The sequence below is a fragment of the Micromonospora chalcea genome (assembly GCF_028768405.1).
Classification (GTDB): domain Bacteria; phylum Actinomycetota; class Actinomycetes; order Mycobacteriales; family Micromonosporaceae; genus Micromonospora; species Micromonospora chalcea.
Map to the genome: position 1 here is coordinate 6,362,766 of NZ_CP118233.1, position 22,286 is coordinate 6,385,051.

21 protein-coding genes and 1 pseudogene are annotated in these 22,286 nt (G+C 72.3%); 13 read left to right on the forward strand and 9 right to left on the reverse strand.

The genetic code is table 11. The features are described from left to right. Positions 1-663 (reverse strand): leucine efflux protein LeuE, encoded by a 663-nt coding sequence (gene leuE / locus PVK74_RS28845; protein ID WP_043325749.1) that lies wholly within the window; start codon positions 661-663, stop codon positions 1-3. Further along, a complete protein-coding gene (locus tag PVK74_RS28850) occupies positions 660-1,907 on the reverse strand; it encodes a bifunctional pyridoxamine 5'-phosphate oxidase family protein/GNAT family N-acetyltransferase (protein ID WP_274477641.1) in 1,248 nt (415 codons plus the stop codon). Before PVK74_RS28850 ends, leuE begins: the two co-directional genes overlap by 4 nt. Before the next feature lie 38 nt (positions 1,908-1,945). On the opposite strand from PVK74_RS28850, the gene PVK74_RS28855 reads away from it, so the two are divergent. Both PVK74_RS28855 and PVK74_RS28860 read left to right on the forward strand, forming a co-directional pair. Next, complete coding sequence (locus tag PVK74_RS28855) at positions 1,946-3,283, forward strand: aminotransferase class I/II-fold pyridoxal phosphate-dependent enzyme (protein ID WP_274477642.1); 1,338 nt, start codon at positions 1,946-1,948, stop codon at positions 3,281-3,283. A gap of 81 nt (positions 3,284-3,364) precedes the next feature. Then, positions 3,365-4,063, forward strand: a complete 699-nt coding sequence (locus tag PVK74_RS28860) for a UdgX family uracil-DNA binding protein (RefSeq protein ID WP_166455483.1) — start codon at positions 3,365-3,367, stop codon at positions 4,061-4,063. Between the two features lies 1 nt (position 4,064). Here the strand turns inward: PVK74_RS28860 and PVK74_RS28865 are convergent, their stop codons facing one another. Further along, positions 4,065-4,715, reverse strand: coding sequence for a 4a-hydroxytetrahydrobiopterin dehydratase (locus PVK74_RS28865; protein WP_209960438.1), 651 nt, complete (start codon positions 4,713-4,715; stop codon positions 4,065-4,067). 148 nt (positions 4,716-4,863) lie between these two features. Here PVK74_RS28865 and PVK74_RS28870 point away from each other — a divergent pair, with 148 nt between their 5' ends. The 8 genes and pseudogenes from PVK74_RS28870 to rny all read left to right on the forward strand — a co-directional run bounded on the left by PVK74_RS28870 (position 4,864) and on the right by rny (position 13,270). Further along, positions 4,864-5,322: a hypothetical protein gene (locus tag PVK74_RS28870; RefSeq protein ID WP_210883310.1), complete on the forward strand. Its 459-nt coding sequence runs from the start codon at positions 4,864-4,866 to the stop codon at positions 5,320-5,322. A gap of 20 nt (positions 5,323-5,342) precedes the next feature. Further along, the gene (locus PVK74_RS28875) at positions 5,343-6,485 is read left to right on the forward strand and encodes an acyl-CoA dehydrogenase family protein (protein WP_043325741.1); all 1,143 of its coding nucleotides are present in this window, start codon (positions 5,343-5,345) and stop codon (positions 6,483-6,485) included. A 67-nt stretch (positions 6,486-6,552) separates the two neighbouring features. After that, positions 6,553-7,865 (forward strand): annotated as a pseudogene (locus PVK74_RS28880) (MFS transporter). Then, positions 7,856-8,056 (forward strand): DUF3046 domain-containing protein, encoded by a 201-nt coding sequence (locus PVK74_RS28885; protein ID WP_030504158.1) that lies wholly within the window; start codon positions 7,856-7,858, stop codon positions 8,054-8,056. Before PVK74_RS28880 ends, PVK74_RS28885 begins: the two are co-directional and overlap by 10 nt. 185 nt (positions 8,057-8,241) lie before the next feature. Next, positions 8,242-9,291, forward strand: a complete 1,050-nt coding sequence (recA, locus tag PVK74_RS28890; protein ID WP_013284729.1) for a recombinase RecA — start codon at positions 8,242-8,244, stop codon at positions 9,289-9,291. A gap of 11 nt (positions 9,292-9,302) precedes the next feature. Continuing rightward, complete coding sequence (locus PVK74_RS28895) at positions 9,303-9,995, forward strand: regulatory protein RecX (protein WP_274477643.1); 693 nt, start codon at positions 9,303-9,305, stop codon at positions 9,993-9,995. A gap of 84 nt (positions 9,996-10,079) precedes the next feature. Then, on the forward strand, positions 10,080-10,784 hold the full coding sequence (locus tag PVK74_RS28900; protein WP_274477644.1) for a 3-keto-5-aminohexanoate cleavage protein: 705 nt from the start codon (positions 10,080-10,082) through the stop codon (positions 10,782-10,784). Between the two features lie 719 nt (positions 10,785-11,503). Then, positions 11,504-13,270 (forward strand): ribonuclease Y, encoded by a 1,767-nt coding sequence (gene rny, locus PVK74_RS28905; RefSeq protein WP_030504155.1) that lies wholly within the window; start codon positions 11,504-11,506, stop codon positions 13,268-13,270. 56 nt (positions 13,271-13,326) lie between these two features. Here the strand turns inward: rny and PVK74_RS28910 are convergent, their stop codons facing one another. From PVK74_RS28910 to PVK74_RS28925, 4 genes are read right to left on the reverse strand one after another with little or no spacing between them, the layout of a single operon-like run. Next, a complete protein-coding gene (locus tag PVK74_RS28910; RefSeq protein ID WP_043325734.1) occupies positions 13,327-14,295 on the reverse strand; it encodes an amino acid ABC transporter permease in 969 nt (322 codons plus the stop codon). Next, a complete protein-coding gene (locus tag PVK74_RS28915; protein WP_043325733.1) occupies positions 14,292-14,999 on the reverse strand; it encodes an amino acid ABC transporter permease in 708 nt (235 codons plus the stop codon). The genes PVK74_RS28910 and PVK74_RS28915 overlap by 4 nt, the downstream gene beginning before the upstream one ends. A 36-nt stretch (positions 15,000-15,035) precedes the next feature. Then, a complete protein-coding gene (locus tag PVK74_RS28920) occupies positions 15,036-15,914 on the reverse strand; it encodes a glutamate ABC transporter substrate-binding protein (RefSeq protein ID WP_274477645.1) in 879 nt (292 codons plus the stop codon). A gap of 52 nt (positions 15,915-15,966) precedes the next feature. Further along, positions 15,967-16,722 carry an amino acid ABC transporter ATP-binding protein gene (locus tag PVK74_RS28925; protein WP_030504151.1) on the reverse strand — a complete coding sequence of 252 codons (756 nt, stop codon included), beginning with the start codon at positions 16,720-16,722 and terminating at the stop codon, positions 15,967-15,969. Positions 16,723-16,920: 198 nt separating this feature from the next. Here PVK74_RS28925 and selD point away from each other — a divergent pair, with 198 nt between their 5' ends. Both selD and PVK74_RS28935 read left to right on the forward strand, forming a co-directional pair. Then, entirely contained in the window at positions 16,921-17,910 is a 990-nt protein-coding gene (gene selD / locus PVK74_RS28930; protein WP_043325726.1) for a selenide, water dikinase SelD, read from the forward strand. 212 nt (positions 17,911-18,122) lie between these two features. Next, positions 18,123-18,602, forward strand: a complete 480-nt coding sequence (locus tag PVK74_RS28935; RefSeq protein ID WP_043325725.1) for a hypothetical protein — start codon at positions 18,123-18,125, stop codon at positions 18,600-18,602. Positions 18,603-18,681: 79 nt separating this feature from the next. Here the strand turns inward: PVK74_RS28935 and PVK74_RS28940 are convergent, their stop codons facing one another. Continuing rightward, on the reverse strand, positions 18,682-18,909 hold the full coding sequence (locus tag PVK74_RS28940; RefSeq protein ID WP_043325723.1) for a DUF2277 family protein: 228 nt from the start codon (positions 18,907-18,909) through the stop codon (positions 18,682-18,684). Between the two features lie 52 nt (positions 18,910-18,961). On the opposite strand from PVK74_RS28940, the gene miaB reads away from it, so the two are divergent. Next, a complete protein-coding gene (gene miaB / locus PVK74_RS28945) occupies positions 18,962-20,461 on the forward strand; it encodes a tRNA (N6-isopentenyl adenosine(37)-C2)-methylthiotransferase MiaB (protein ID WP_210883304.1) in 1,500 nt (499 codons plus the stop codon). Positions 20,462-20,552: 91 nt separating this feature from the next. Here miaB and PVK74_RS28950 read toward each other — a convergent pair whose 3' ends face one another. Further along, positions 20,553-22,175, reverse strand: a complete 1,623-nt coding sequence (locus tag PVK74_RS28950) for a cellulase family glycosylhydrolase (protein WP_210883302.1) — start codon at positions 22,173-22,175, stop codon at positions 20,553-20,555. Between the last annotated feature and the right edge of the window lie 111 nt (positions 22,176-22,286).

Sequence of the window (22,286 nt, forward strand, 5' to 3'; positions counted from 1 at the left end):
TCAGCCGGCGGCGAGCTTGAGGCTGAAGCCGAGGAACAGCATCGCCACCGCCGTGGTCCCGGTCGCGGCCAGCCGACGGCGCTGCCGGAACTGGGCCGCCAGGAACGTGCCGGTGAAGATCAGCGCGGTCAGGTAGAGCGCGCTGGCGACCTGCGCGATCAGCCCGAGCAGCAGGAACGACAGCGCCGGCCAGGCGTACCCGGGGTCGACGAACTGGATGAAGAACGAGACGAAGAACAGGATCGCCTTCGGGTTGAGCAGGCTGATCACCAGCGCCCGCCGGAACGGCTCCTGCGGCCCGGCCGGCTCGACCTCGTCGATCAGGCGCGGCGTGGCCGGGTCGTTGCGGTCGCGCCAGCGCCGCCACGCGCCGCGCAGCATGGCCAGCCCCAGCCACCCGAGGTACGCCGCGCCGGCGTACTTGATCACCAGGTAGAGCGGCGGGTACGCCTGGAGCAGCGAGGCCACCCCGGCGGCGGAGAGGAACATCAGCACCGCGTCGCCGACGAACACCCCGGCCGCGGCCCGGTAACCGGTGGCCACGCCCCGGCGGGCGGCGGTGGCCAGCACGAAGAGCGAGTTCGGTCCGGGCAGCAGCACGATCGCCACGGTGCCCAGCACGTACGTCCAGATGTCGGTGATCCCCAGCACGCCGGACATCATGACGCCACGGGGGCCGCCGCGCGAAGACGTTCCCGCAGGCTGGCCTGTGCGCTCGGCCACTCCTGCGCGAGCATGGAGTACTGCACGGTGTCCCGCCAGGAGCCGTCGGCGCGCTGCTTGTGCTGCCGCAGTACGCCCTCCCGGCTCGCGCCGAGCCGTTCGATGGCCCGCTGGGAGCGCTCGTTGCGGATGTCGGTGTGCCAGACCACGCGCACCGCGTCCAGCTCGTCGAAGGCGCGGCCCAGCAGCAGCAGCTTCGCCTCGGTGTTGACGCCGGTACGCCACCAGGGGCGGCCCAGCCACGTGTAGCCGATCGCCAGCGACCGGCGGACCGGGTCGATCTCGTAGTACGAAGTGGTGCCGATGACCGCGCCGGTGGTGGCGCAGTGCTGCGCCCAGCACACCTGCTCGCCGCGTTCCTGCGCGTCCAGGTAACTGGCGACAACCTGGCGCATCTCGTCGGCGTCGGCCGGCCGCGTACCGCCCAGGTGCTGCCACACCTGCGGGTCGTCGGTGGCGGCGTACAGCTCGTCGGCGTGGGCGAGGTCGAGCGGCTCCAGCACCGCGTGCTCGCCGCGCAGCACCGCCGGCTCGTGCCACGGCGAGCGGGCCGCCCGCAGGTACGCCGGCACCGGCGCGCTCACCCCGGGGGCGGGCTCGGGGCGGCCCGGCGTGAGCCGCAGCGGCACCACACCGGCCCAGTACGGCAGCGCCTCGTCGGCCGGCTCGTCGTTGACGCCGCCGGTGCGCACCCGTACCGACACTTCCCGCAGCGGCAGCGCCAGCACCGCCGTCTCGGCCAGCTCGCGCCGGTTCGGCGGGCGGCTCTCGGCGGAGCGCCCGGTGGCCACCTTCTCGATCAGCGCGGTCATCACCGCCGCCTTCTCGTCCGTGTCCTCGACCAGCCGGGCGGTGCCGTGCGCCACCACGGACCGGTAGTTGGCGCTGTGGTGGAACTGCGACCGCGCGTAGACCAGCCCGTCGAGGTGGGTGACGGCGACGCAGACCGGCAGCCCGGCCTCGCCCCGGGCGGCCAGCAGTGGCCGGCTGCCGGTGGAGCCGTGCAGGTAGAGCGTGTCGCCGACGCGCACGTGCAGGGTCGGCAGGACGCGCGGCTCGCCGTCGACGGTGAACGACAGCGCGCAGTGGTACGCCTCGTCGAGCAGCGCGTGCGCGGTGGCCGCGTCGTAGCGCATCCGGTCGCGGACGCGGCTGGCCGTGGTGCGGGGGGTCGGAGGGTACATGTGACATCCCACCTTTGTTCTAGTACAATTCCAAAACTGTGGCAGCACATTATCAGGTCACCGGCTCGACCTCCGCCGCGATTTCGGCCAGCGTCGAATCGGGCATCCGCAGCGGCGCGCTCGCCCCGGGCGACGCCCTGCCCGCCGTCCGGGCTCTCGCCGCCGACCTCGGCGTCAGCCCGGCCACCGTCGCGAAGGCGTACCAGGAACTGCGGCAACGTGGCCTGGTCGCGACCGCCGGCCGGCACGGCACCCGGGTCCGCCCCCGCCCACCGGTGGCCGCCCGCCGCGCCGCGCTGCTGCCCCCGCCGCTGCCCGGCGGTCGCGACGTCTCCGCCGGCCAGCCCGACCCCCGGCTGCTGCCCCCGCTCGGGCCGCACCTCGCCGCGCTCGCCGCCGACATCGGACCCCCCGGCGGGTACGCCACCGACGCCGTGCTGCCCGACCTGGCCGCCCTGGCGAGGGACCGGCTCGCCGCGGACGGGGTGCCGCCCGGCGAGCTGACAGTCACCGGAGGCGCGCTCGACGGCATCGAACGGCTGCTCGCCGCCCACCTGCGCCCCGGCGACGCGGTGGCGGTGGAGGACCCGGGCTGGGCCAACCTGCTCGACCTGATCGCCGCGCTCGGGCTGCGTACCGTCGGGGTGCCGGTGGACGACGACGGCCCCACAGTCGGCGGCGTCCGCGCGGCGCTGGCCGCCGGGGTCCGGGCGCTCGTCGTGACCAGCCGGGCGCAGAACCCGACCGGCGCGGCCGTCTCCACCGACCGTGCCGACGCGCTGCGGACACTGCTGGACGGCCGCGCCGACCTGCTGCTGATCGAGGACGACCACGCCGCCGAGCTGGCCCGCGTACCCCTGCATCCGCTCGCCGGGGCGACACCGGCGTGGGCCTTCGTCCGGTCGGTGAGCAAGCCCTACGGGCCCGACCTGCGGCTCGCGGTGCTGGCCGGCGACGAGGCCACAGTGGCCCGCGTGGCCGGCCGGGCGCGGGTCGGCGCCGGCTGGGTGTCCACGGTGCTGCAACGGCTGGTCGTGTCGCTCTGGCGCGACCCGGCCACCGCCGGGCTGGTACGGCGCGCGGCGGACAGCTACGACCGGCGGCGCGACGGGCTGGTGGCCGCGCTTGCCGCGCGCGGGGTGGCCGCGCACGGGCGTACCGGGATCAACGTCTGGGTGCCGGTGCCCGACGAAACGGTGACGGTCACGACGCTGCGCGACGCCGGATGGGCCGTGGCGCCCGGCCGGCTCTACCGGATCGCGGCCGACCCCGCCGTGCGCGTCTCGGTGAGCGCGCTGGACGAGGCCGACATCCCCGCGCTCGCCGACGCGCTCACCGCCGGAAGGAAGGGCCCCTTCTTAACGCATTCGGTATAGGAAGGGCCCCTTCTTAACACCTCCGGGCGAGCGCGGCGGGCCACTCGCGTGCGCGCCGCCGGACGGGGTAGAACGATCGGCATGGCCGAGACCGAGAGCGCACCCGGAGCGCAGGAGTTCATCCCGCCGTCGGCGGACACCATCGACGAACTGCGCGCCGCGGCGGGCGACTGCCGGGGCTGCGAGCTGTACCGGGACGCCACCCAGACCGTCTTCGGCCGCGGCGACGAGCACGCGCGCGTGGTCTTCGTCGGCGAACAGCCGGGCGACATCGAGGACCAGAAGGGCCTGCCGTTCGTCGGCCCGGCCGGGCGGCTGCTGCGCAAGGCCGTCGACGACGCGGCGCTCGACCCCGCCCAGATCTACCTCACAAACGCGGTCAAGCACTTCCGGTTCGAGCTGCGCGGCAAGCGGCGCATCCACCAGACCCCGGACCGGGTGCACGTCACCGCCTGCCGGCCCTGGCTGGTCGCCGAGTTCGCCCGGCTGCGCCCGGAGATCGTGGTGGTGCTCGGCGCCACCGCCGCCAAGGCGCTGCTCGGCCCGAGCTTCCGGGTGACGAAGCAACGCGGCGAGCTGCTGCCCTGGCCCGCCGCCGCCCAGCGCCCGGAGGACTTCGAACGGGTGCCGGTGGACCGGACGGGCGCGGTCGCCGACGCCCCGGCGGCCCGGCTGCTCGCCACCATCCACCCGTCGGCGGTGCTGCGCGCCGACAACCAGGACGTCGCGTACGAGGGCCTGGTCGCCGACCTGAAGGTGGCCGCCAAGGCGCTGCGCTGAGTCAGGCGCGCTGCTGCCAGGTGCACAGGCACACCCGGTTGCCGTCCGGGTCGGCCAGCACCCAGAAGCTCGGCGCCTCCGCGTCGCTGACCAGCGTCCCGCCGGCCGCCAGCGCGGCGGCGATGCGCGCGTCCACCTCGGCCGGGTCGACCCACACGTCCGGATGCCACCGCTGCCGGGGCTCGTCCCGGCCGGAGCGCTGGAACCAGACCGTGGGCAGCGCGCCGTCCGGGTCGCGTACCTCGTCGGCGCCCGGGCCGGGCGGCGCGCCAGGCGCCAGCACCGCCCGCCAGAACGGCAGCACCGCCGCGTGCTCCGGGGTGTCGAGCGCGAGCTCCAGGCGGGCCAGCCCGGCGGCCGACAGGGTCAGCCCGGAGTCCGCGGCGAGCCCCGAGACGAACCGGGCCAGCCGCAGGTCACGCTGCGTCACCCCACCCGCGTCGTGCGACCACAGCCGCACGTCCACGTGGGTGTAGCGCAGGTCCAGATCGGGATGATGATCGACCCGCTCGGCCTCCGCGCCCACCGCGGCCACCAACGCCAGCCCGGCCGCGAAATCGGGGGTACGGATGCGCGTCTGCAACGCCCCCAGCAGGTACGTCCACCCGTCCAGCCCGGCCTCGGCGACCTGTTTCCCCGTGAGTGTGCCCATCCGGCCATCCTGGCCTGCGCTTCGCCCGGTCGCCACCCTCCATAGAGGATTGCCCAACGGTGCGTGTGGGTACGGCTCCGGCATGGCGGAACCCCGGCCTCGCGTGGAGCTTCTCCGGTTCGGCGCTCCCGGCCCCTACGTGACCTCCATGGCGTTCTCCGGAGCCGTGTGGCTGGCCATCCGGCTCTGGGAGCGGGACGGGTCCGTGCAGGTCGCGGTGGTCCGCGCCGGGCTGGGCGCGGTGATTTACGGGTTCATGTTCTTCGGGGTGAACTGGCTTCAGAAACCACGCGGCGCCGAGGCGGAGCGGGCCGCCGCCTGGGCGATCGCCGAGACCGCGCTGCGGCGGGGCGAACCGCCCGCCGACGAGGAGGGGCGTGCGGCGGTGGCGGACAACCTCGCCGCGATACGCCGGGGCGCGCTGTTCGGGGCGGCCGGTGGCGTCGTGTTGCTCGGCCCGCTGATCGTGCTCGCGGTCCGCATCGGGTGGGAAGCGACCGCTGCCGGGTTCGGGCTCGCCCTGGTCGTGGTGCTGGCGGTGGCCGTACGCACCGGCTGGCGGGAGCGCCGGCTGCGAGCGGCGCTCGCCCCTGTCCGGGGCGGGTGAGCGGTGCCAGACTTGCCGGCATGGAGCAGCATCTCTACGAACCCGTCCACGACGAGTTCCGTGACCTGTGCCGCCGGTTCCTGACCCGGGAGGCGGTGCCGCACCACGAGCGCTGGGAGGCCGACGGGATCGTCGACCGGGAGGTGTGGCGGGCCGCCGGCGCGGCCGGGCTGCTCGGCCCCGACGTCGACCCCGAGTACGGCGGCGGCGGGCAGCGCGACTTCCGGTTCAACGCGGTGCTCGACGAGGAGATCGTCGCGTCCGGGTGCTCGGGCCTCGGATTCGGGCTGCACAACGACGTGGTCGCGCCGTACCTGACCGAGCTGACCACCGACGACCAGCGCAAGCGCTGGCTGCCGGGCTTCTGCTCCGGCGACCTGGTCACCGCGATCGCGATGAGCGAGCCGGGCGCGGGCAGCGACCTGGCCGGCATCCGCACCGGCGCGGTCCGTGACGGCGACAGCCTGGTCCTCAACGGGCAGAAGACTTTCATCACAAACGGTGAGATGGCCGACCTGGTGGTCGTGGTGGTCAAGACCGCGCCGGACCAGGGCGCCCACGGGGTGAGCCTGGTCGTGGTGGAGAGCGGCACGCCGGGTTTCAGCCGGGGCCGCCGGCTGGCCAAGGTCGGCCTGAAGGCCAACGACACCGCCGAGCTGTTCTTCGACGACTGCCGGGTGCCAGCGGAGAACCTGATCGGCACCGAGAACCACGGCTTCTACCACCTGATGGCCAACCTGCCCCGGGAGCGGCTGAGCATCGCCGTCGCCGCGGTGGCGGCCTGCGAGAAGCTGCTCGCGCTCACCATCGAGTACGCCCGCTCCCGGGAGGCGTTCGGGCGGCCGATCGGCCGGTTCCAGCACAACCGGTTCCTGCTGGCCGAGCTGGACACCGAGGTCACCATCGCGCGCACGTTCGTCAACCACTGCGTCGCCGAGTTCAACGCGGGCCGCCTGTCGGTGACCGACGCGGCGAAGGCCAAGTGGTGGACCACCGAGCTGCAGACCAAGGTGGCCGACCGGTGCGTGCAGCTGCACGGCGGCTACGGCTTCATGGCGGAGTACCCGGTGGCGAAGGCGTGGCTGGACAGCCGCGTGCAGACCATCTACGGCGGCACCACCGAGATCATGAAGGAGATCATCGGCCGGGGCCTCGGCCTGTAGCGAAACCGGGTGCCGGCCGGGCGGGCCGGTGCGGGAGGATGGGGCACCCGTCCCACCAGGAGCGCGCATGTCCACCGACCTGACCGCGCCGGCCCCGCCCCGGCCCGACGTCGCCGGCATCCAGCGGCGTACCGTCCGGCTGCTGTTCCTCACCCAGATCATCGGCGGCATCGGCGTCACCATCGGCATCTCGGTGGGCGCGCTGCTCGCCGCCCGGGTCGCCGGCACCGCCCTGGCCGGGCTCGCGCAGAGCGCCGGGGTGGTCGGCGCCGCGCTGCTCGCCATCCCGGTCACCCGGCTCATGGCCGCGCGTGGCCGGCGACCGGGCCTGGTTCTCGCGTACGCGGTCGGCGCGGTCGGCGGCGTGCTGGTGGTGGTCGCCACCGTGACGCGCCTGGTGCCGTTGCTCTTCGTCGGCATGCTGCTGTTCGGTGGCGGCACGGCGGCCAACCTCCAGGCCCGCTACACGGCGGTGGACCTGGCCGAGCCGCAGCGCCGGGGGCGGCAGCTCTCGCTGGTCGTGTGGGCCACCACCATCGGCGCGGTGGCCGCGCCGAACTTCGCCGCGCTCGCCGACGACACCACCCGGGGCTGGGGCCTGCCGGCGCTGTCCGGCCCGTTCGCGTTCAGCGCCGTCGCGTTCACGCTGACCGCCGTCGTACTCCTGGTCCTGCTGCGGCCGGACCCGCTGCTCACCGCGCGCCGGCTGGCGGCGGCCGAGCCGGCGCCGGGCGCCGCGCCGGCGGTCACCCGCCGCGGTGGCATGGTCGCCGCGTGGCGCACGGTACGCGGGCGGCCGGCCGCCCGCCTCGGCATCGCCGCGGTCGCGGTGGGGCACCTGGTGATGGTCGCTGTCATGTCGATGACCCCGGTGCACCTCGGCGAGTGGCATTCCGACGAGGACGTGCTGCCGGTGGTCGGCCTGGTGCTGAGCCTGCACATCGCCGGCATGTACGCGCTGTCGCCGGTGGTGGGGTGGCTCACCGACCGGGTGGGCCGGCGGCCGGTGATCCTCGGCGGGGTGGCGCTGCTGCTGGCGGCGTGCGCGGTCTCCGGCACCGCCGGGCACCACACGGCGCCGCTGTCGGTGGGGCTGACGCTGCTCGGGCTGGGCTGGTCGGGCACGATGGTGGCGGGCTCGACGCTGCTGTCGGAGTCGGTGCCGACCGCCGACCGGCCCGGTGTGCAGGGGCTGTCCGACCTGCTCATGGGGCTGGCCGGGGCGGGCGCGGCGGCGGCGAGCGGGTTCGTGATGCGGGCCGTGGGGTACCCGACGCTCACCCTGCTGGCGGCGATCGCCGTGGTGCCGCTGGTGGCGCTGGCGCTGCGCCGTCCCGGCCCGGCGCCACTCGACGAGGAGGACTGAACACGTGCGGCTGACCGACTTCTGGACGCGGCTCGAGGAGGCGTTCGGGCCCGGCTACGCGGCCAGCATCGCCCGGGACCAGGTGCTGTCCCAGCTCGGTGGGCGGACCATCGAGCAGGCGCTCGCGGCCGGTGAGCAAACGCACGTGGTGTGGCGCGCCGTGGTCGCCGCGTACCCCGACCGGGTGCCCGCCCGACTACGCTGAGCAGCCTTTTCATCGATCCCGCGTGTCGCTTGCCCAGTCGTACACCTGTTCGGCTATTGTCCACAGCGGGGTGCTCGTCCACAGCTCACGGCCCGTCGGCTGGTTTTCTGTCGGACCCAGCGCCTAGCGTGTCCCGCGTGACGCGAAGCTCAGGAAAGACGCCGGCGAAGGCAGGGGTGGCAACGATGGCAGCAGGGCCTGACCGGGAGAAGGCGCTCGACCTTGCTCTCGCTCAGATCGACAAGCAGTTCGGCAAGGGTTCGGTGATGAGGCTGGGGGAGCGGCCCGTCGTGCAGACGGCTGTCATCCCGACCGGCTCCATCGCGCTCGACGTGGCGCTCGGCGTGGGCGGTCTGCCCCGCGGCCGAGTGGTCGAGATCTACGGTCCGGAGTCCAGCGGTAAGACCACGGTCGCGCTGCACGCGGTCGCGAACGCCCAGCGGGCCGGCGGCATCGCCGCGTTCATCGACGCGGAGCACGCGCTCGACCCGGAGTACGCGCGGGCCCTCGGCGTCGACACCGACGCCCTGCTGGTCTCCCAGCCGGACACCGGCGAGCAGGCGCTGGAGATCGCCGACATGCTGGTCCGCTCCGGCGCGATCGACATCATCGTGATCGACTCGGTGGCGGCCCTGGTGCCGCGCGCCGAGATCGAGGGCGAGATGGGCGACAGCCACGTCGGCCTCCAGGCCCGGCTGATGAGCCAGGCGCTGCGGAAGATCACCGGTGTGCTCAACAACACCGGCACCACCGCGATCTTCATCAACCAGCTCCGCGAGAAGATCGGCGTGATGTTCGGCAGCCCGGAGACCACCACCGGTGGTCGGGCGCTGAAGTTCTACGCCTCGGTCCGGCTCGACGTGCGCCGCATCGAGAGCCTCAAGGACGGCACCGACGTGGTCGGTAACCGCACCCGGGTCAAGGTCGTGAAGAACAAGGTCGCCGCGCCGTTCAAGCAGGCCGAGTTCGACATCATGTACGGCAAGGGCATCTCCCGCGAGGGCTCGCTGATCGACGTCGGCGTGGAGCAGGCGATCATCCGCAAGTCCGGCGCCTGGTACACCTACGACGGCGACCAGCTGGGCCAGGGCAAGGAGAAGGCCCGCGAGTTCCTCCGCGAGAACCCGGACGTGGCGGCCGAGATCGAGAAGAAGATCCTGGAGAAGCTCGGCGTCGGCACCGGTGGTGCCGGCGACGCCGCCGGTGGCCCGGAACTGCCGCCGGTCGACTTCTGATCCGCTGACCCGTGGCAGGACGACGCGCCCGTACGGGCCGGGGCTGGGATGCCAGCCCTCTCCGTACGGGCGACGCCACAGGTACGCCCCGGCCCCGCCGGGGACGCCGTGATCGCGCGGCGGAGTCCGACGCAGGGGAGGCTCCGGCTCCGCCGCGCGACGAGGCCGAGCTGGCCCGGGAGATCTGCCTTCGGCAGCTCGCGGTGCGCCCGCGTACCCGGGCCGAGCTGGCCGGCGCGCTGGCCCGGCGCGGCATCTCCGAGGAGGTCGCCGAGCAGGTCCTCGACCGGTACGACGAGGTGGGCATCGTCGACGACGCGGCCTTCGCCCGTGCCTGGGTGAGCAGCCGGCACAACGGTCGTGGGCTGGCCCGCCGGGCGCTCGCCAACGAGCTGCGCCAGCGCGGCGTCGACGGCGAGGTGGCCGGCGCTGCCCTGGACGACCTGGACGAGGAGACCGAGGCGGAGACCGCCCGTGCCCTGGTGGACCGCAAACTGCGCAGCACCCGGGGTGAGCCGGACGCGGTGTTCCGGCGTCTGGTCGGCATGCTGGCGCGCAAGGGCTATCCGGCCGGGGTGGCGATCCGGGCGGTGAAGGACGCGCTGGCCGCGCAGAGTGCCGAGGCGGCCGAGTTCGCCGAGCACATCGACGCCGACGCGATGGCCGACGCCGAGCACGATCTCGACTCCCGCCGGCTCGACTGACCGACCGCCGGCCGGCCGTCGACCGACCGACTGACCGACCGGCGGTCGGTGTCGCGGCCGCCGTCCCGAGGGGAGGCGCACACCGTGCTGAAGGCATGTCTCAACGGCACCCGGCGGCGGGACGAGCACCCCGCCGTGCCGCTCACCCCGGCCGAACTGGCCGCCGACGCGGTGCGCTGCGCGGCCGCCGGGGTGGCGGCGGTGCACGTGCACCCGCGCGACGACACCGGCGCCGAGTCGCTCCACCCGGCGGTGATCGCCGCTGCGGTTACCGCCATCCGGGCTTCCCGTCCCGGCCTGCCGGTGGGCGTGAGCACCGGCGCCTGGATCGTCCCGGACCCGGCCGAGCGGGTCGCCGCCGTCCGCGCCTGGACGGTGCTGCCCGACTTCGCCTCGGTCAACGCCCACGAACCCGGAGCGGCCCAGGTCGCCGCCGCCCTGCACGAGCGTGGCGTGATGGTCGAGGCGGGCCTGTGGACACCGTCTGCGGTCGACGCCTGGCGCCGCTGGTCCGCGCCCACCGGGCGGATCCTGGTCGAGTGCATGGACGAACAGGTCGAGACGGCGCTCGCCGACGCGGCGGCGATCCTCGCCGCGCTGCCCGACCAGCGCCCGCCGGTGCTGCTGCACGGCGAGGGGCCCGCCACCTGGCCGGTCTACGCCGAGGCGGTCCGCCGGGGTCTGCACACCCGGATCGGCCTGGAGGACACGCTGCTGCTGCCCGACGGCACCCAGGCCCCCGACAACGCCACCCTGGTAACCACAGCCCGCACCCTCGCCCCCCACTGACCCGCCCACTGACCCACCCACCCCGACCGCCCCTGCCCCGTTGATCATGAAGTTGACGGCACTTGCCGTCCGTTTTGTCCAGGCCAACTTCATGATCGCGCCCGTCAACCTCATGATCGTGCGGGGGAGTGGTGCGCGGCGTCGATGGGGGAGGTGGCCTGAGCAGGTCGGGAGCGGCGAGGGGCGGTGTCGGACGGCGAGGTTTGTCCGGGCCTGTCCGGCATCTGATCACCACTGAGTGACGCTGCAACTTCTCTCCGTCCGGGTGGTTTGATCATGACTTCTTGACCGAACGGCCCCTCGCGACCTAGCCTCGCCATACAGGCTCACTTTGCCCGACCAGCGCAGGCTAAGCGCACAACATAGATCTCGTAACAGAACAGCATCACTTTGGCCAGCTACACCGGCCCTTGACGGAAGCTCCGGAACCTTTCGGGGCCTCCGACAACTGCAACCGGCCGCCAGCGGTGCCCCTCGCGGGTCACCGCCGACGGAAAGCTGCCCAGAACCAGCCGCTCTGGTCGGGCGTACAGAGCCGCAGGCGCGTGTCCTTCGCGCGCGTCCTGCGGCGCCGACGTTCAGGGGGAGGCGGCCATGGCGGGGCGGCACAGGTTCACCGGCGGTCTGCCACACGGCCCCGACCCCGCATCGGCGGGCGACAGCCCGGCCACCGGGTATCGACGAGCCGGCAACGCCGGCCGGGCCGGCGGAGCGGTTCGATGAGCGCCTTCGACATCGTTCTCCTCGTGGTGGTGCTGCTGCTCGTCGTGGTGGTGGTCGGCGCCGTGCTGTTCGGCGTGCGTACCCTCAAGCGGCTCAGCCTGGCGCCCGCGCCGGAGGATCCGGCGTTCATCGCGGAGAAGGACCGGCAGGAGCAGTCGCTCGCGGCGCTGCGGACCGCCGCCAGCGAGGCCAACAGCACCATCGACGTGGCGAAGTCCGCGGCCGCGGCGGCGCGGGCCGAGGCGGCCGCCGCGAAGGCGGAGGCGAAGGCGGCCCGGGCCGAGGCGCGGCGGGTGCTCGACGACGCCCGCGCCGAGGCGGACACCGTGCTGGAGCGCGCGCACAAGCAGGCCGAGGCGGACGCCGAGCAGCTGCGCGCCACCGCGCGGCGCAGCGGCGAGCGTGAGGTGGCGGTGCTGGCCGCCACCACCCGGGAGCAGGCGGCCGAGGTGGAACGCCGGGCCGCCCGGATGGACGAGCGGGAACGGCTGCACACCGAGGAGGTGGAGCGGCTGGCCGAGCGGGAACGGCAGCTCACCGCCGCCACCGCGGCGCTCGCCGCCCGGGAGGCAGCCCTGGCCGAGCGGGAGCGGACGCTGACCGAGGTGGAGGAGCAGCGCCGCCGGGAGCTGGAGCGGGTGGCCGGCCTGACCGCCGACGCGGCCCGCGCCGAGCTTGTCGAGTCGATCGAGGGGCAGGCGAAGCGGGAGGCCGCGCTGCTGGTCCGGGAGATCGAGGCGGACGCGCGGGGCAGCGCCGAGCAGCGCGCCCGCAACATCGTGGTGGACGCCATCCAGCGGGTCGCCAGCGAGCAGACCGCGGAGAGCGTGGTCAGCGTGCTGCACCTGCCCGGTGACGAGATGAAGGGGCGCATCATCGGCCGGGAGGGGCGCAACATTCGTGCCTTCGAGTCGGTCACCGGCGTCAACCTGATCATCGACGACACGCCCGAGGCGGTGCTGCTGTCCTGCTTCGACCCGGTACGCCGGGAGGTCGGCCGGGTCACGCTGGAGAAGCTGGTCCTGGACGGCCGGATCCACCCGCACCGGATCGAGGAGGTCTACGACCTGGCCCGGCAGGAGGTGGAGGAGCTGTGCCACCGGGCCGCCGAGGACGCGCTGGTCGAGGTCGGCATCACCGAGATCCACCCGGAACTGGTGACGCTGCTGGGCCGGTTGCGCTACCGCACCTCGTACGGGCAGAACGTGCTCAAGCACCTGGTGGAGACCGCGCACATCGCCGGCGTGATGGCGGCCGAGCTGCGGCTGGACGTGCCGACGATCAAGCGGTGCGCGTTCCTGCACGACATCGGCAAGGCACTCACCCACGAGGTGGAGGGCAGCCACGCCATCATCGGCGCGGACGTGGCCCGCAAGTACGGCGAGAGCGAGGACGTGGTGCACGCCATCGAGGCGCACCACAACGAGGTGCCGCCGCAGACCATCGAGGCGGTGCTGACGCAGGCGTCGGACGCCTGCTCGGGCGGGCGGCCGGGCGCGCGGCGGGAGAGCCTCGAGGCGTACGTGAAGCGGCTGGAGCGGATCGAGGAGATCGCGGCCGGCAAGCTGGGCGTGGAGAAGGTCTTCGCCATGCAGGCGGGCCGGGAGATCCGGGTGATGGTCAAGCCCGACGACGTGGACGACATCGGCGCGGCGGTGCTGGCGCGGGACGTGGCCAAGCAGATCGAGGAGGAGCTGACCTATCCGGGTCAGATCCGGGTGACCGTGGTGCGCGAGTCCCGGGTCACCGAGATCGCCCGCTAGACCGGGGAACACGAAAGGGCTGGCCGTGAACGGCCAGCCCTTTCACGTGTGGCGGGTCAGACGCCGCCGGCACCCTCGGCCTGCGAGGTGAGCGCGGCCGGTGGCGGGGCCGGCGCCGGGGTGCCGGCGCTCTTGCGGCCCTGGGAGAGCCGGTGCTGGACGTACTGGGCCAGCTTCGACAGCGAGTAGTTGATGGCGATGAACAGCACGGCGATCACCACGTACACCTGGATCGGGTTGCCCAGGACGCCGATGATCTGCTTGCCGATGTTGAGCGTCTCCTCGTAGCTGATGATGAAGCCCAGCGAGGTGTCCTTGAGCACCACCACGAGCTGGCTGATCAGCGCCGGGAGCATGATCCGGAAGGCCTGCGGCAGCAGGATCAGCCCGGTGGTCTGGAACGGGGAGAGCCCGATCGCCGAGGCCGCCTCGGCCTGCCCGGAGGGCAGGCCCTCCATGCCCGAGCGCAGGATCTCGGCGATGACCACGGAGTTGTAGATGGTCAGGCCGATGACGAGGTACCAGAGGTTGTCGAACGAGGCGCCGAACTCGGGGAAGCCGCGCGCCACGAAGAAGATGGTGATGACGACCGGCAGGCCGCGGAACACCTCGACGCAGACCCGGGTCACGGCGGCCAGCACCCAGCTCAGCCCGCGCAGCAGGTACGCCACAGGTGCGGCGGCTCCGGTGAAGCGCCGCCGGGTCAGGCTCTTGAGCTGGATCCGCAGGACGGCGAGCAGGGTGCCGACGACGAGCGACGAGACGATGGCCAGCGCGGCGGCGATCAGGGTGTTCTTGAGGCCGTACCCGATCCGGTCCCAGACGAGCGGGAAGTTCTCGTTCGAGGGGTCGACCAGCGGCCCCCACAGCTCCATCGAGAACTGGCCTTTGTCAGCAAGCGGCCGGTAGATGAACAGGTAGGCGCCGGCCAGCACCACCACGACGGCGACCAGGCTGCTGATGAGCGTGACGCGTCGCTGGCGCGGCCCGGGAACGTCGTAGAGGACGCTGGTCTGCTGGCTCATCGGGCCACCGCCTGTCGCTTCTCGATCCGGTCCAGCAGGGCGCCGAGCGGGACCGTCATGATCAGGTATCCGACGGAGATGCCGATCGCCACCGGAATGAAGGGGTAGCCGCCGGCGGAGGTGAGCTGATCGGCGGTCTGCGAGAGGTCACCGACCACGCCGAAGAAACCGACGAGCGCGGAGTTCTTGATCATCGCGATGATGACCGAGCCGAGCGGCACCACCGAGGCCTTCCAGGACTGCGGGAGCACGACGTGCCGCAGGTTCTGCCCGAAGGTGAGGCCCAGCGAACGCGCCGCCTCGGCCTGCCCGGGCGGCACCGCGTTCACGCCGGAGCGCAGGGCCTCGCAGACGAACGCGGCGGTGTAGAGGACCAGCGCGATCAGGCCGAACCGGAAGTAGGGCAGGTCGGTGCCGAGCCGGCTGAAGATCGAATCCAGGCCCGGGATACGCAGGAAGTCGGCGTTGGAGCCCAGCGCCGGCAGGCCGAACGCGGCGAAGAACAGCACCACTGTCAGCGGCAGGTTACGGAAGATGTTCACGTACGTGGTGCCGACCGCGCGCAGCGGCGGCACCGGCGAGATTCGCAGCACCGCCACGACGGCGCCCAGGATCAGGGCGCCGATCGCGGCGAGAAAGCAGATCTGGAGGGTGAGCCAGAACCCGCCCGCGAAGACGTCGAACTTGTCGATGAGCACATTCACGGGTCGGTTTCCTCCCCACCCTCCGGATCTAGCGGATCAGTAGCGGTTGACGGCGGGCGGGTCGCCCAGGGTGGCGCCGAACTTGCCGGCGGTGTCGTCCCACGCCTTCTTCCAGCTGCCGTCCTGGAACGCCTTGTCGAGCGTGTCGTTGATGAAGTTACGGAAGTCGGTGTCCTCCTTCTTGACACCGATGCCGTAGGGCTCCTTGGTGAAGTTGTCGCCGGCCATCTTGAAGGACGCCTCGTCCTTGGCGATGTAGCCGAGCAGGATGACGTTGTCGGTGGTGACGGCGTCGACCTGCTTGCCCTTCAGGGCGTCGCGGCACTTGTCGTAGGTGTCGAAGAGCACCAGCTGGGTGCCGACGTCCTTGACGTACTTCTTGATCTCCTCGGCCGGGGTGGAGCCGGTGACCGAGCAGACCTTCTTGGTGCCGTCCTTGAACGAGTCGGGGCCGGTGATGGCCGCCTCGTCCTTGCGGACCATGATGTTCTGGCCGGCCTCGTAGTACGGCCCGGCGAAGGCGATGCGCTCCTTGCGCTTGTCGTTGATCGTGTAGGTGGCCGCGACCAGGTCGACGGTGCCGTTCACGATGACGTCCTCGCGGACCTTCGACGGCGTCTCGACGTACTCGATCTTGTCCTCGGGGATGCCGAGTGCCTTCACGATCAGCTTGGCGACCTCGACGTCGAAGCCCTCCGGCTTGCCCGACAGGCCCTTCTGGCCGAAGCCCGGCTGGTCGAACTTGGTGCCGACCTTGATCTTCTGGGCCTTGTACAGCCGCTCCATGGTGCTGCCGGCCGCGAAGTCCTTGCTGCCGGCGCCGGTGCCCTCGTCGTCGCTGTCGCCACCGCAGGCGGACAGGCCGAGCGCCAGAGTCGCCGCCGCGGCAACCGCCGCCACGCGCTTGTAACGCATACTCAATCTCCTTCTTCGACGGAGCCGCCGGGACGACTCCAACTACGGACGCTCAGTGAGTGAGGATCTTGGAGAGGAAGTCCTTGGCCCGCTCGCTGCGCGGGTTCGCGAAGAACTCGGCCGGCGGCGCGTCCTCGACCAGTTGCCCGTCGGCCATGAAGACCACCCGGTTGGCGGCGTGCCGGGCGAAACCCATCTCGTGGGTCACCACGACCATGGTCATGCCCTCGCTCGCCAGGGACGTCATCACGTCCAGCACCTCGCCGACCATCTCCGGGTCCAGCGCGCTGGTCGGCTCGTCGAAGAGCATCGCCTTGGGCTGCATGGCCAGCGCGCGGGCGATCGCCGCCCGCTGCTGCTGACCGCCGGAGAGCTGCGCCGGGTACTTGTCCGCCTGGTTGGCGATGCCGACGCGGTCGAGCAGCGCCAGGCCGCGCTCGCGGGCGGCGGCCGGCTTCTCCTTGCGCACCTTGACCGGCCCCAGCGTGACGTTCTCCAGGATGGTCTTGTGGGCGAAGAGGTTGAACGACTGGAAGACCATGCCGACCTCGCTGCGCAGCTTGGCCAGGGGCTTGCCCTCGGCCGGCAGCGGCTGCCCGTCGAACGTGATGGTGCCCTTGTCGATGGGCTCCAGCCGGTTGATCGTGCGGCACAGCGTCGACTTGCCGGAGCCGGACGGGCCGATCACCACGACCACCTCGCCCCGGCCGACGGAGAGGGACACGTCGTCGAGCACGTGCAGCGGCCCGAACCACTTGTTGACCCCGTCGAGCACGATCAGCGGGTCGCCCGTCGTCACGTCGTCCACCGTCCCTGTCGTCCATGCCGGAATTGGGGGTCGATCGACCCCCGGTTGGGCAACTGTAGGCGGGGTGATGTGGCAGTACGCAACTCAGATGGTCACGGAGCGGTAACACCGGTCACCTGCATACCGGCACGTCCGAATTTTGTCGCCGTCCGGGTGGGCCGAGTGGCGCCGAAGGCGCTGGCCAGAGATCATGAGGTGATGACCGACCCGATCCGGCTGACCGACTACGCCCGCGGTGGCGGCTGCGCCTGCAAGATCCCTCCGGGCGAGCTGGAGGCGATGGTCGCCGGCCTCGGCGCGACCGGCGGCTCCGCCGACCTGCTGGTCGGGCTGGAAAACGGCGACGACGCCGCGGTGGTCCGGCTGGACGAGCGTACGGGCCTGGTCAGCACCGCCGACTTCTTCACCCCGGTGGTCGACGACGCCTACGACTGGGGCCGCATCGCCGCCGCCAACGCGCTCTCCGACGTGTACGCGATGGGCGGCACCCCGCTCGTCGCGCTGAACCTGCTCTGCTGGCCGCGCGGCGTGCTGCCGCCGGAGATGGCCCGGGAGGTGCTGCGCGGCGGTCTGGACGTGGCCCGGGAGGCGAACTGCCACCTGGCCGGCGGGCACAGCGTGGACGACGACGGCCCGAAGTACGGCCTGGCGGTCACCGGCGTGGTCCGGCCGGAGGAGCTGATCACGCTGGACGCCGGGCGGGCCGGGCTGCCGCTGTCGCTGACCAAGCCGCTCGGCGTGGGCGTGCTCAACACCCGGCACAAGCAGACCGGCCAGCGTTTTCCCGAGGCGGTCGAGTCGATGGCCCGGCTCAACCGGGACGCGGCCCGCGCGGCGGTGGCCGCCGGCATCCGCTGCGGCACCGACGTGACCGGTTTCGGCCTGCTCGGGCACGCCTCGAAGCTGGCCCGCGCGAGCCGCCTCACGGTGGCGATCGACGCGGCGGCGGTGCCGTACCTGCCGGGCGCGCGGGAGGCGATGCGCGACGGGTACGTCAGCGGCGGCACCCGGCGCAACCTGGAGTGGGTCACCCCGTGGACCGACTTCGGAGGCGCGGACGAGGGAGAGCGGCTGCTGCTGGCCGACGCGCAGACCTCGGGCGGCCTGCTGGTCGCCGGTGAGGTGCCCGGTGGGACCGTCATCGGTGAGTTGCTGCCGGCCTCGGAGCACCTGATCCGGGTTCGCTGAACGCGCCGGTGGGCGCGGCGGGAACGCGAACGCGGCACCGTACCCGATAAACTGTCATCTTCCAGCTACTCTGGGCAACGTCGCCCGAGGGAATTTTGCCCGGAATGGTCACAGACCGGTAACTTGCGCCCGGCTGAGGGCAAATGCCCCCCACCATCGTCAGTAGGGCCCGATCCGGAGGCCGGTGGAAACGAGCGCGGCGAGGAGGCGGCATGACCGAGCTGTGGAACTGGAGAATCGACGGCGGCGAGCCGGTGGAGGTCTACCCGGCACTGGCCGAGGCGCTCGGCCGGGTGGTGATGCCCATGGCCGTCGCCGACCCGATGCGGCTCCCCGCGTACGCGGTGGTCTGCGACGTGTGGGAGGCGCCCGGGCTGTACGGCACCGTGGTCGACTGTTACGGCGTGCCCGAGAGCCTGGCCGAGCTGCCCGCGCTCGCGGCGCTGGCCCGGCTGCTGGGCCGCAACTGCCTGATGCGCGACGACACCCTCGACGCCGGCCGGCACCTGCTGTTCGCGCCGGACGGCACGATCCGCCCGGTGCACTTCGACGTGGCCGACACCGACGACGGCGAGGTGCTCAGCCACCACCGGCTCTGCACCCAGGCCGACCCGCGCTGCCGGGGCTGGTCGCAGTGCCACCGCTCCCGCTGGGCTCCCGACACGGTCGCCCCGGCGCTCGCCGCCGCCTGACCGCGAGCGCCGGCCGGAGGCGGTGACCGGCGCTCGCCGCCGTGCCCCCGCCCGGCGGCGAGCCGTGGCGGCCCCGGGCTCAGTCCCGGGTCGCCGGCTGCTGGCCCCGCACCACGAGCTGGTCGAGCAGCGTCGCGGTGGCGGCGGCCACGGCGTCCACCGCGGCGTCGAACGCGGCCGCGTTGTGCGCCGCCGGGGTACGGAATCCGGAGATCTTCCGGACGTACTGCAACGCGGCGGCGCGGATGTCCTCCTCGGTCACCACCGGGACGTACGGCTCACGCAGGGTCTTGATGCTCCGGCACACGGCTCCTCCTCGTTCGATCCGATCAGCTCCACCCGGATACGCTGTCCGGGTCATGACTACCGCAGCCGCGGGCAGCCCGCGCACCTACCAGGTGCGTACGTACGGCTGCCAGATGAACGTGCACGACTCCGAGCGCATCTCCGGCCTCCTCGAGGACGCCGGGTACGTGCGCGCCGCCGAGGCCGACGAGCAGCCCGACGTGGTGGTGTTCAACACCTGCGCGGTCCGGGAGAACGCCGACAACCGGCTCTACGGCAACCTGGGTCATCTGCGCCCCGTGAAGGCCAAGCACCCCGGGATGCAGATCGCCGTCGGCGGCTGCCTGGCCCAGAAGGACCGGGGCGACATCGTCCGCAAGGCGCCCTGGGTGGACGTCGTCTTCGGCACGCACAACATCGGCGCGCTGCCGGCGCTGCTGGACCGGGCGCGGCACAACGCCGCGGCCGAGGTGGAGATCCTGGAGTCGCTGGAGGTGTTCCCCTCCACGCTGCCGACCCGGCGCGAGTCGACGTACGCCGGGTGGGTCTCGATCTCCGTCGGCTGCAACAACACCTGCACGTTCTGCATCGTGCCCTCCCTGCGCGGCAAGGAGAAGGACCGCCGCCCCGGCGACGTCCTCGCTGAGGTGCGCGCGCTCGCCGACGCCGGCGTGCTGGAGGTGACGCTGCTCGGGCAGAACGTCAACTCGTACGGCGTCGAGTTCGGCGACCGGTACGCCTTCGGCAAGCTGCTGCGCGCCTGCGGCGACATCGACGGGCTGGAGCGGGTGCGGTTCACCAGCCCGCACCCGAAGGACTTCACCGACGACGTGATCGCCGCGATGGCGGAGACGCCGAACGTCTGCCACTCGCTGCACATGCCGCTGCAGTCCGGCTCGGACGACGTGCTGCGGGCGATGCGCCGCTCGTACCGGTCGGAAAAGTACCTGGGGATCATCGAGAAGGTTCGGGCGGCGATGCCGGATGCGGCGATCACCACCGACATCATCGTCGGCTTCCCCGGCGAGACCGAGGCCGACTTCGCCCGCACGCTCGACGTGGTCCGGGAGGCGCGGTTCTCCTCGGCGTTCACGTTCCAGTACTCCAAGCGCCCCGGCACCCCGGCCGCCACCATGGACGGGCAGCTGCCCAAGCAGGTCGTGCAGGAGCGCTACGAGCGGCTGATCGCCTGCGTCGAGGAGATCACCTGGGCGGAGAACAAGAAGCTGGTCGGGGAGACCGTCGAGGTGCTGGTGGCGGTCGGCGAGGGCCGCAAGGACGAGCGTACCGGCCGGATGTCCGGCCGTGCCCGCGACGGCCGGCTCGTGCACTTCGCCACCGGTGAGCTGGCCGGGCAGATCCGCCCCGGCGACATCGTGCACACAGTCGTCACGTACGCCGCACCGCACCACCTGAACGCCGACGGTGCGCCGCTGGCACACCGGCGTACCCGGGCCGGTGACGCGGCCGAGGCGGGACAGGTTCCGCGTACCCCGGGGGTGCTGCTGGGCCTGCCGACGATCGGCGCGCCGGCCGCGGCACCCGCTCCCACCGGCGGCTGCGCCGCCCACTGACCGGATGCAAGGAAGGGCCCCCTTTTAACACTCGGTGTTAAAAGGGGGCCCTTCCTCTACCGCAGGCGTTAATAAGGGGCCCTTCCTTGCATCAGCAGGCGGTGCCGTTGAGCTTGACCGTGGCGGGGGCGGCGGCGGTGCCGTTGGCGGTGAAGCCGACGGTGACCGACGCGCCCGCCGCCAGCGACGACGCCCAGCCCGGCGCGGCGGCAGTCACAGTGGTGCCGGACTGCGTGACAGTGGCGTTCCAACCGCTCGCCAGCGTCACCCCGGACGGCCAGGTCCAGGTGGCCGACCACGGGTTCACCGCGGCGGTGCCGGTGTTCTTGACCGTCAGCTCACCCTGGAAGCCGCCCGCCCAGGAGTTGATCTGCTTGTAGGTGGCGGTGCAGCCACCGGTCACCGGAGGCGGCGGGGTGGTCGGCGCCGGTGACGTGTTCGGCGTGCCGGTCGGGGACGGGCTGGTGGTGCCGCCACCACCGGTCGGCGGGATCAGGTACGGCGTGAGGATGTCCTGCTTCGGCTGGTTGATAGTGGTCCAGTCGTCGTTGGCGATGCCGCCCGTGTCACCGGAGTTCGGGTTCCACGACCAGTACGTGAACGACATGCCGTTCACGCCGGTGCCGGTGTACGCCATCAGGTTCTGCAGCCAGATCTTGTCCTTGGGGTCCTGCAGCGTGGTGCCGAACTCACCCATCATGATCGGCGCGATGTTCTGCTTGTACAGGTAACCCCAGTACTTGTCCCAGATGGCCGGCATGTTCGCCGGGTACGTCGGGTCGTCGAACCAGGCCTGCCGGTACACCGACGTGGCGTACTCGTGCGGCGAGTAGACCAGCCGGTTCGCCACGTTCAGCCGGACCGGGAACTGCCCGGCCTTGGACAGGTTGCCGCCCCACCAGCCGCAGTCCTCGTCGTTGCTGGGGTCGTTGTCCCAGACGTTCGACAGGCCGCCGCTCGGGCAGCTCACCCCCTCCACGAAGATCAGCCAGTTCGGCTGCACGCCGAGGATCGCGTTGCCGGCCCGCTCGGCGGCCAGCCGCCAGTCCCGCGCGGTGTCGCCGCAGCCCCAGCAGGCGCCGGTGGCGGCCGGGTTGGTGCCCTCGGCGTGCGGCTCGTTGTGCAGGTCCGCGCCGATCACTGTGGTGTTGCCGGCGTACCGCTGGGCCAGCATCTTCCAGTCGTTGATCCAGGTCGCCTCGGAGACGGTCGAGGTGTACCAGAGCGGCGACTGCCCGGCCGACGTGGGCCGGTGCCGGTCCAGGATGACCCGCATCCCCTTGCTGCCCGCGTAGTCGATGACCTTGTCGAGGATCTGCAGCGGGGAGAGCCCGATCAGGTCCGGGTTGACGAAGTCGTTGATGCCGGTCGCTGTCGCGCCGGACTTGAGCGCGTCGTTCGAGTACGGAATCCGCAGCGTGTTGTAGCCCAGCCGGGCCATGGTGTCGAGCTGGCCACGCCACGGGTTGCTCGACCACAGCCCGTGGAACGTCTTGTTGTCGGTCTCCATCCCGAACCAGTTGATGCCGGTCAGCCGGACTGTCGCGCCGGTACTGTCGACGATCTTGTTGCCGCTGGTGTGCAGGTAACCGGTGCCGGTGCCACCGGCCGCCGCGGCGGCCGGTGTGGTGGAGACGGCGGCGGCGACGAGAACGCCGGCCGCAGCGGTGGCGAGCGCTGTCAGGGCGCCGCCGAGGGCGGTGCGTCGGTGCATGGGAGCTCCACTTCGGATGCCCGCGCCGCGCAGGCGCCGCGGGCGGCAGGACCAGGAGGCACGTCCCGCTCGTCATCGAGTACGCGCGCAGCGCGCGCCGGGCCGTGTCGT

Coding starts and splice junctions, on each gene's coding strand:
- leuE (WP_043325749.1), bottom strand. CDS start 663: ATGATGTCCGGCGTGCTGGGGATCACCGACATCTGGACGTACGTGCTG.
- selD (WP_043325726.1), top strand. CDS start 16,921: ATGACCGACCCGATCCGGCTGACCGACTACGCCCGCGGTGGCGGCTGC.
- PVK74_RS28935 (WP_043325725.1), top strand. CDS start 18,123: ATGACCGAGCTGTGGAACTGGAGAATCGACGGCGGCGAGCCGGTGGAG.
- rny (WP_030504155.1), top strand. CDS start 11,504: ATGAGCGCCTTCGACATCGTTCTCCTCGTGGTGGTGCTGCTGCTCGTC.
- PVK74_RS28860 (WP_166455483.1), top strand. CDS start 3,365: ATGGCCGAGACCGAGAGCGCACCCGGAGCGCAGGAGTTCATCCCGCCG.
- PVK74_RS28920 (WP_274477645.1), bottom strand. CDS start 15,914: ATGCGTTACAAGCGCGTGGCGGCGGTTGCCGCGGCGGCGACTCTGGCG.
- miaB (WP_210883304.1), top strand. CDS start 18,962: ATGACTACCGCAGCCGCGGGCAGCCCGCGCACCTACCAGGTGCGTACG.
- PVK74_RS28865 (WP_209960438.1), bottom strand. CDS start 4,715: ATGGGCACACTCACGGGGAAACAGGTCGCCGAGGCCGGGCTGGACGGG.
- PVK74_RS28910 (WP_043325734.1), bottom strand. CDS start 14,295: ATGAGCCAGCAGACCAGCGTCCTCTACGACGTTCCCGGGCCGCGCCAG.
- PVK74_RS28875 (WP_043325741.1), top strand. CDS start 5,343: ATGGAGCAGCATCTCTACGAACCCGTCCACGACGAGTTCCGTGACCTG.
- recA (WP_013284729.1), top strand. CDS start 8,242: ATGGCAGCAGGGCCTGACCGGGAGAAGGCGCTCGACCTTGCTCTCGCT.
- PVK74_RS28870 (WP_210883310.1), top strand. CDS start 4,864: ATGGCGTTCTCCGGAGCCGTGTGGCTGGCCATCCGGCTCTGGGAGCGG.
- PVK74_RS28950 (WP_210883302.1), bottom strand. CDS start 22,175: ATGCACCGACGCACCGCCCTCGGCGGCGCCCTGACAGCGCTCGCCACC.
- PVK74_RS28850 (WP_274477641.1), bottom strand. CDS start 1,907: ATGTACCCTCCGACCCCCCGCACCACGGCCAGCCGCGTCCGCGACCGG.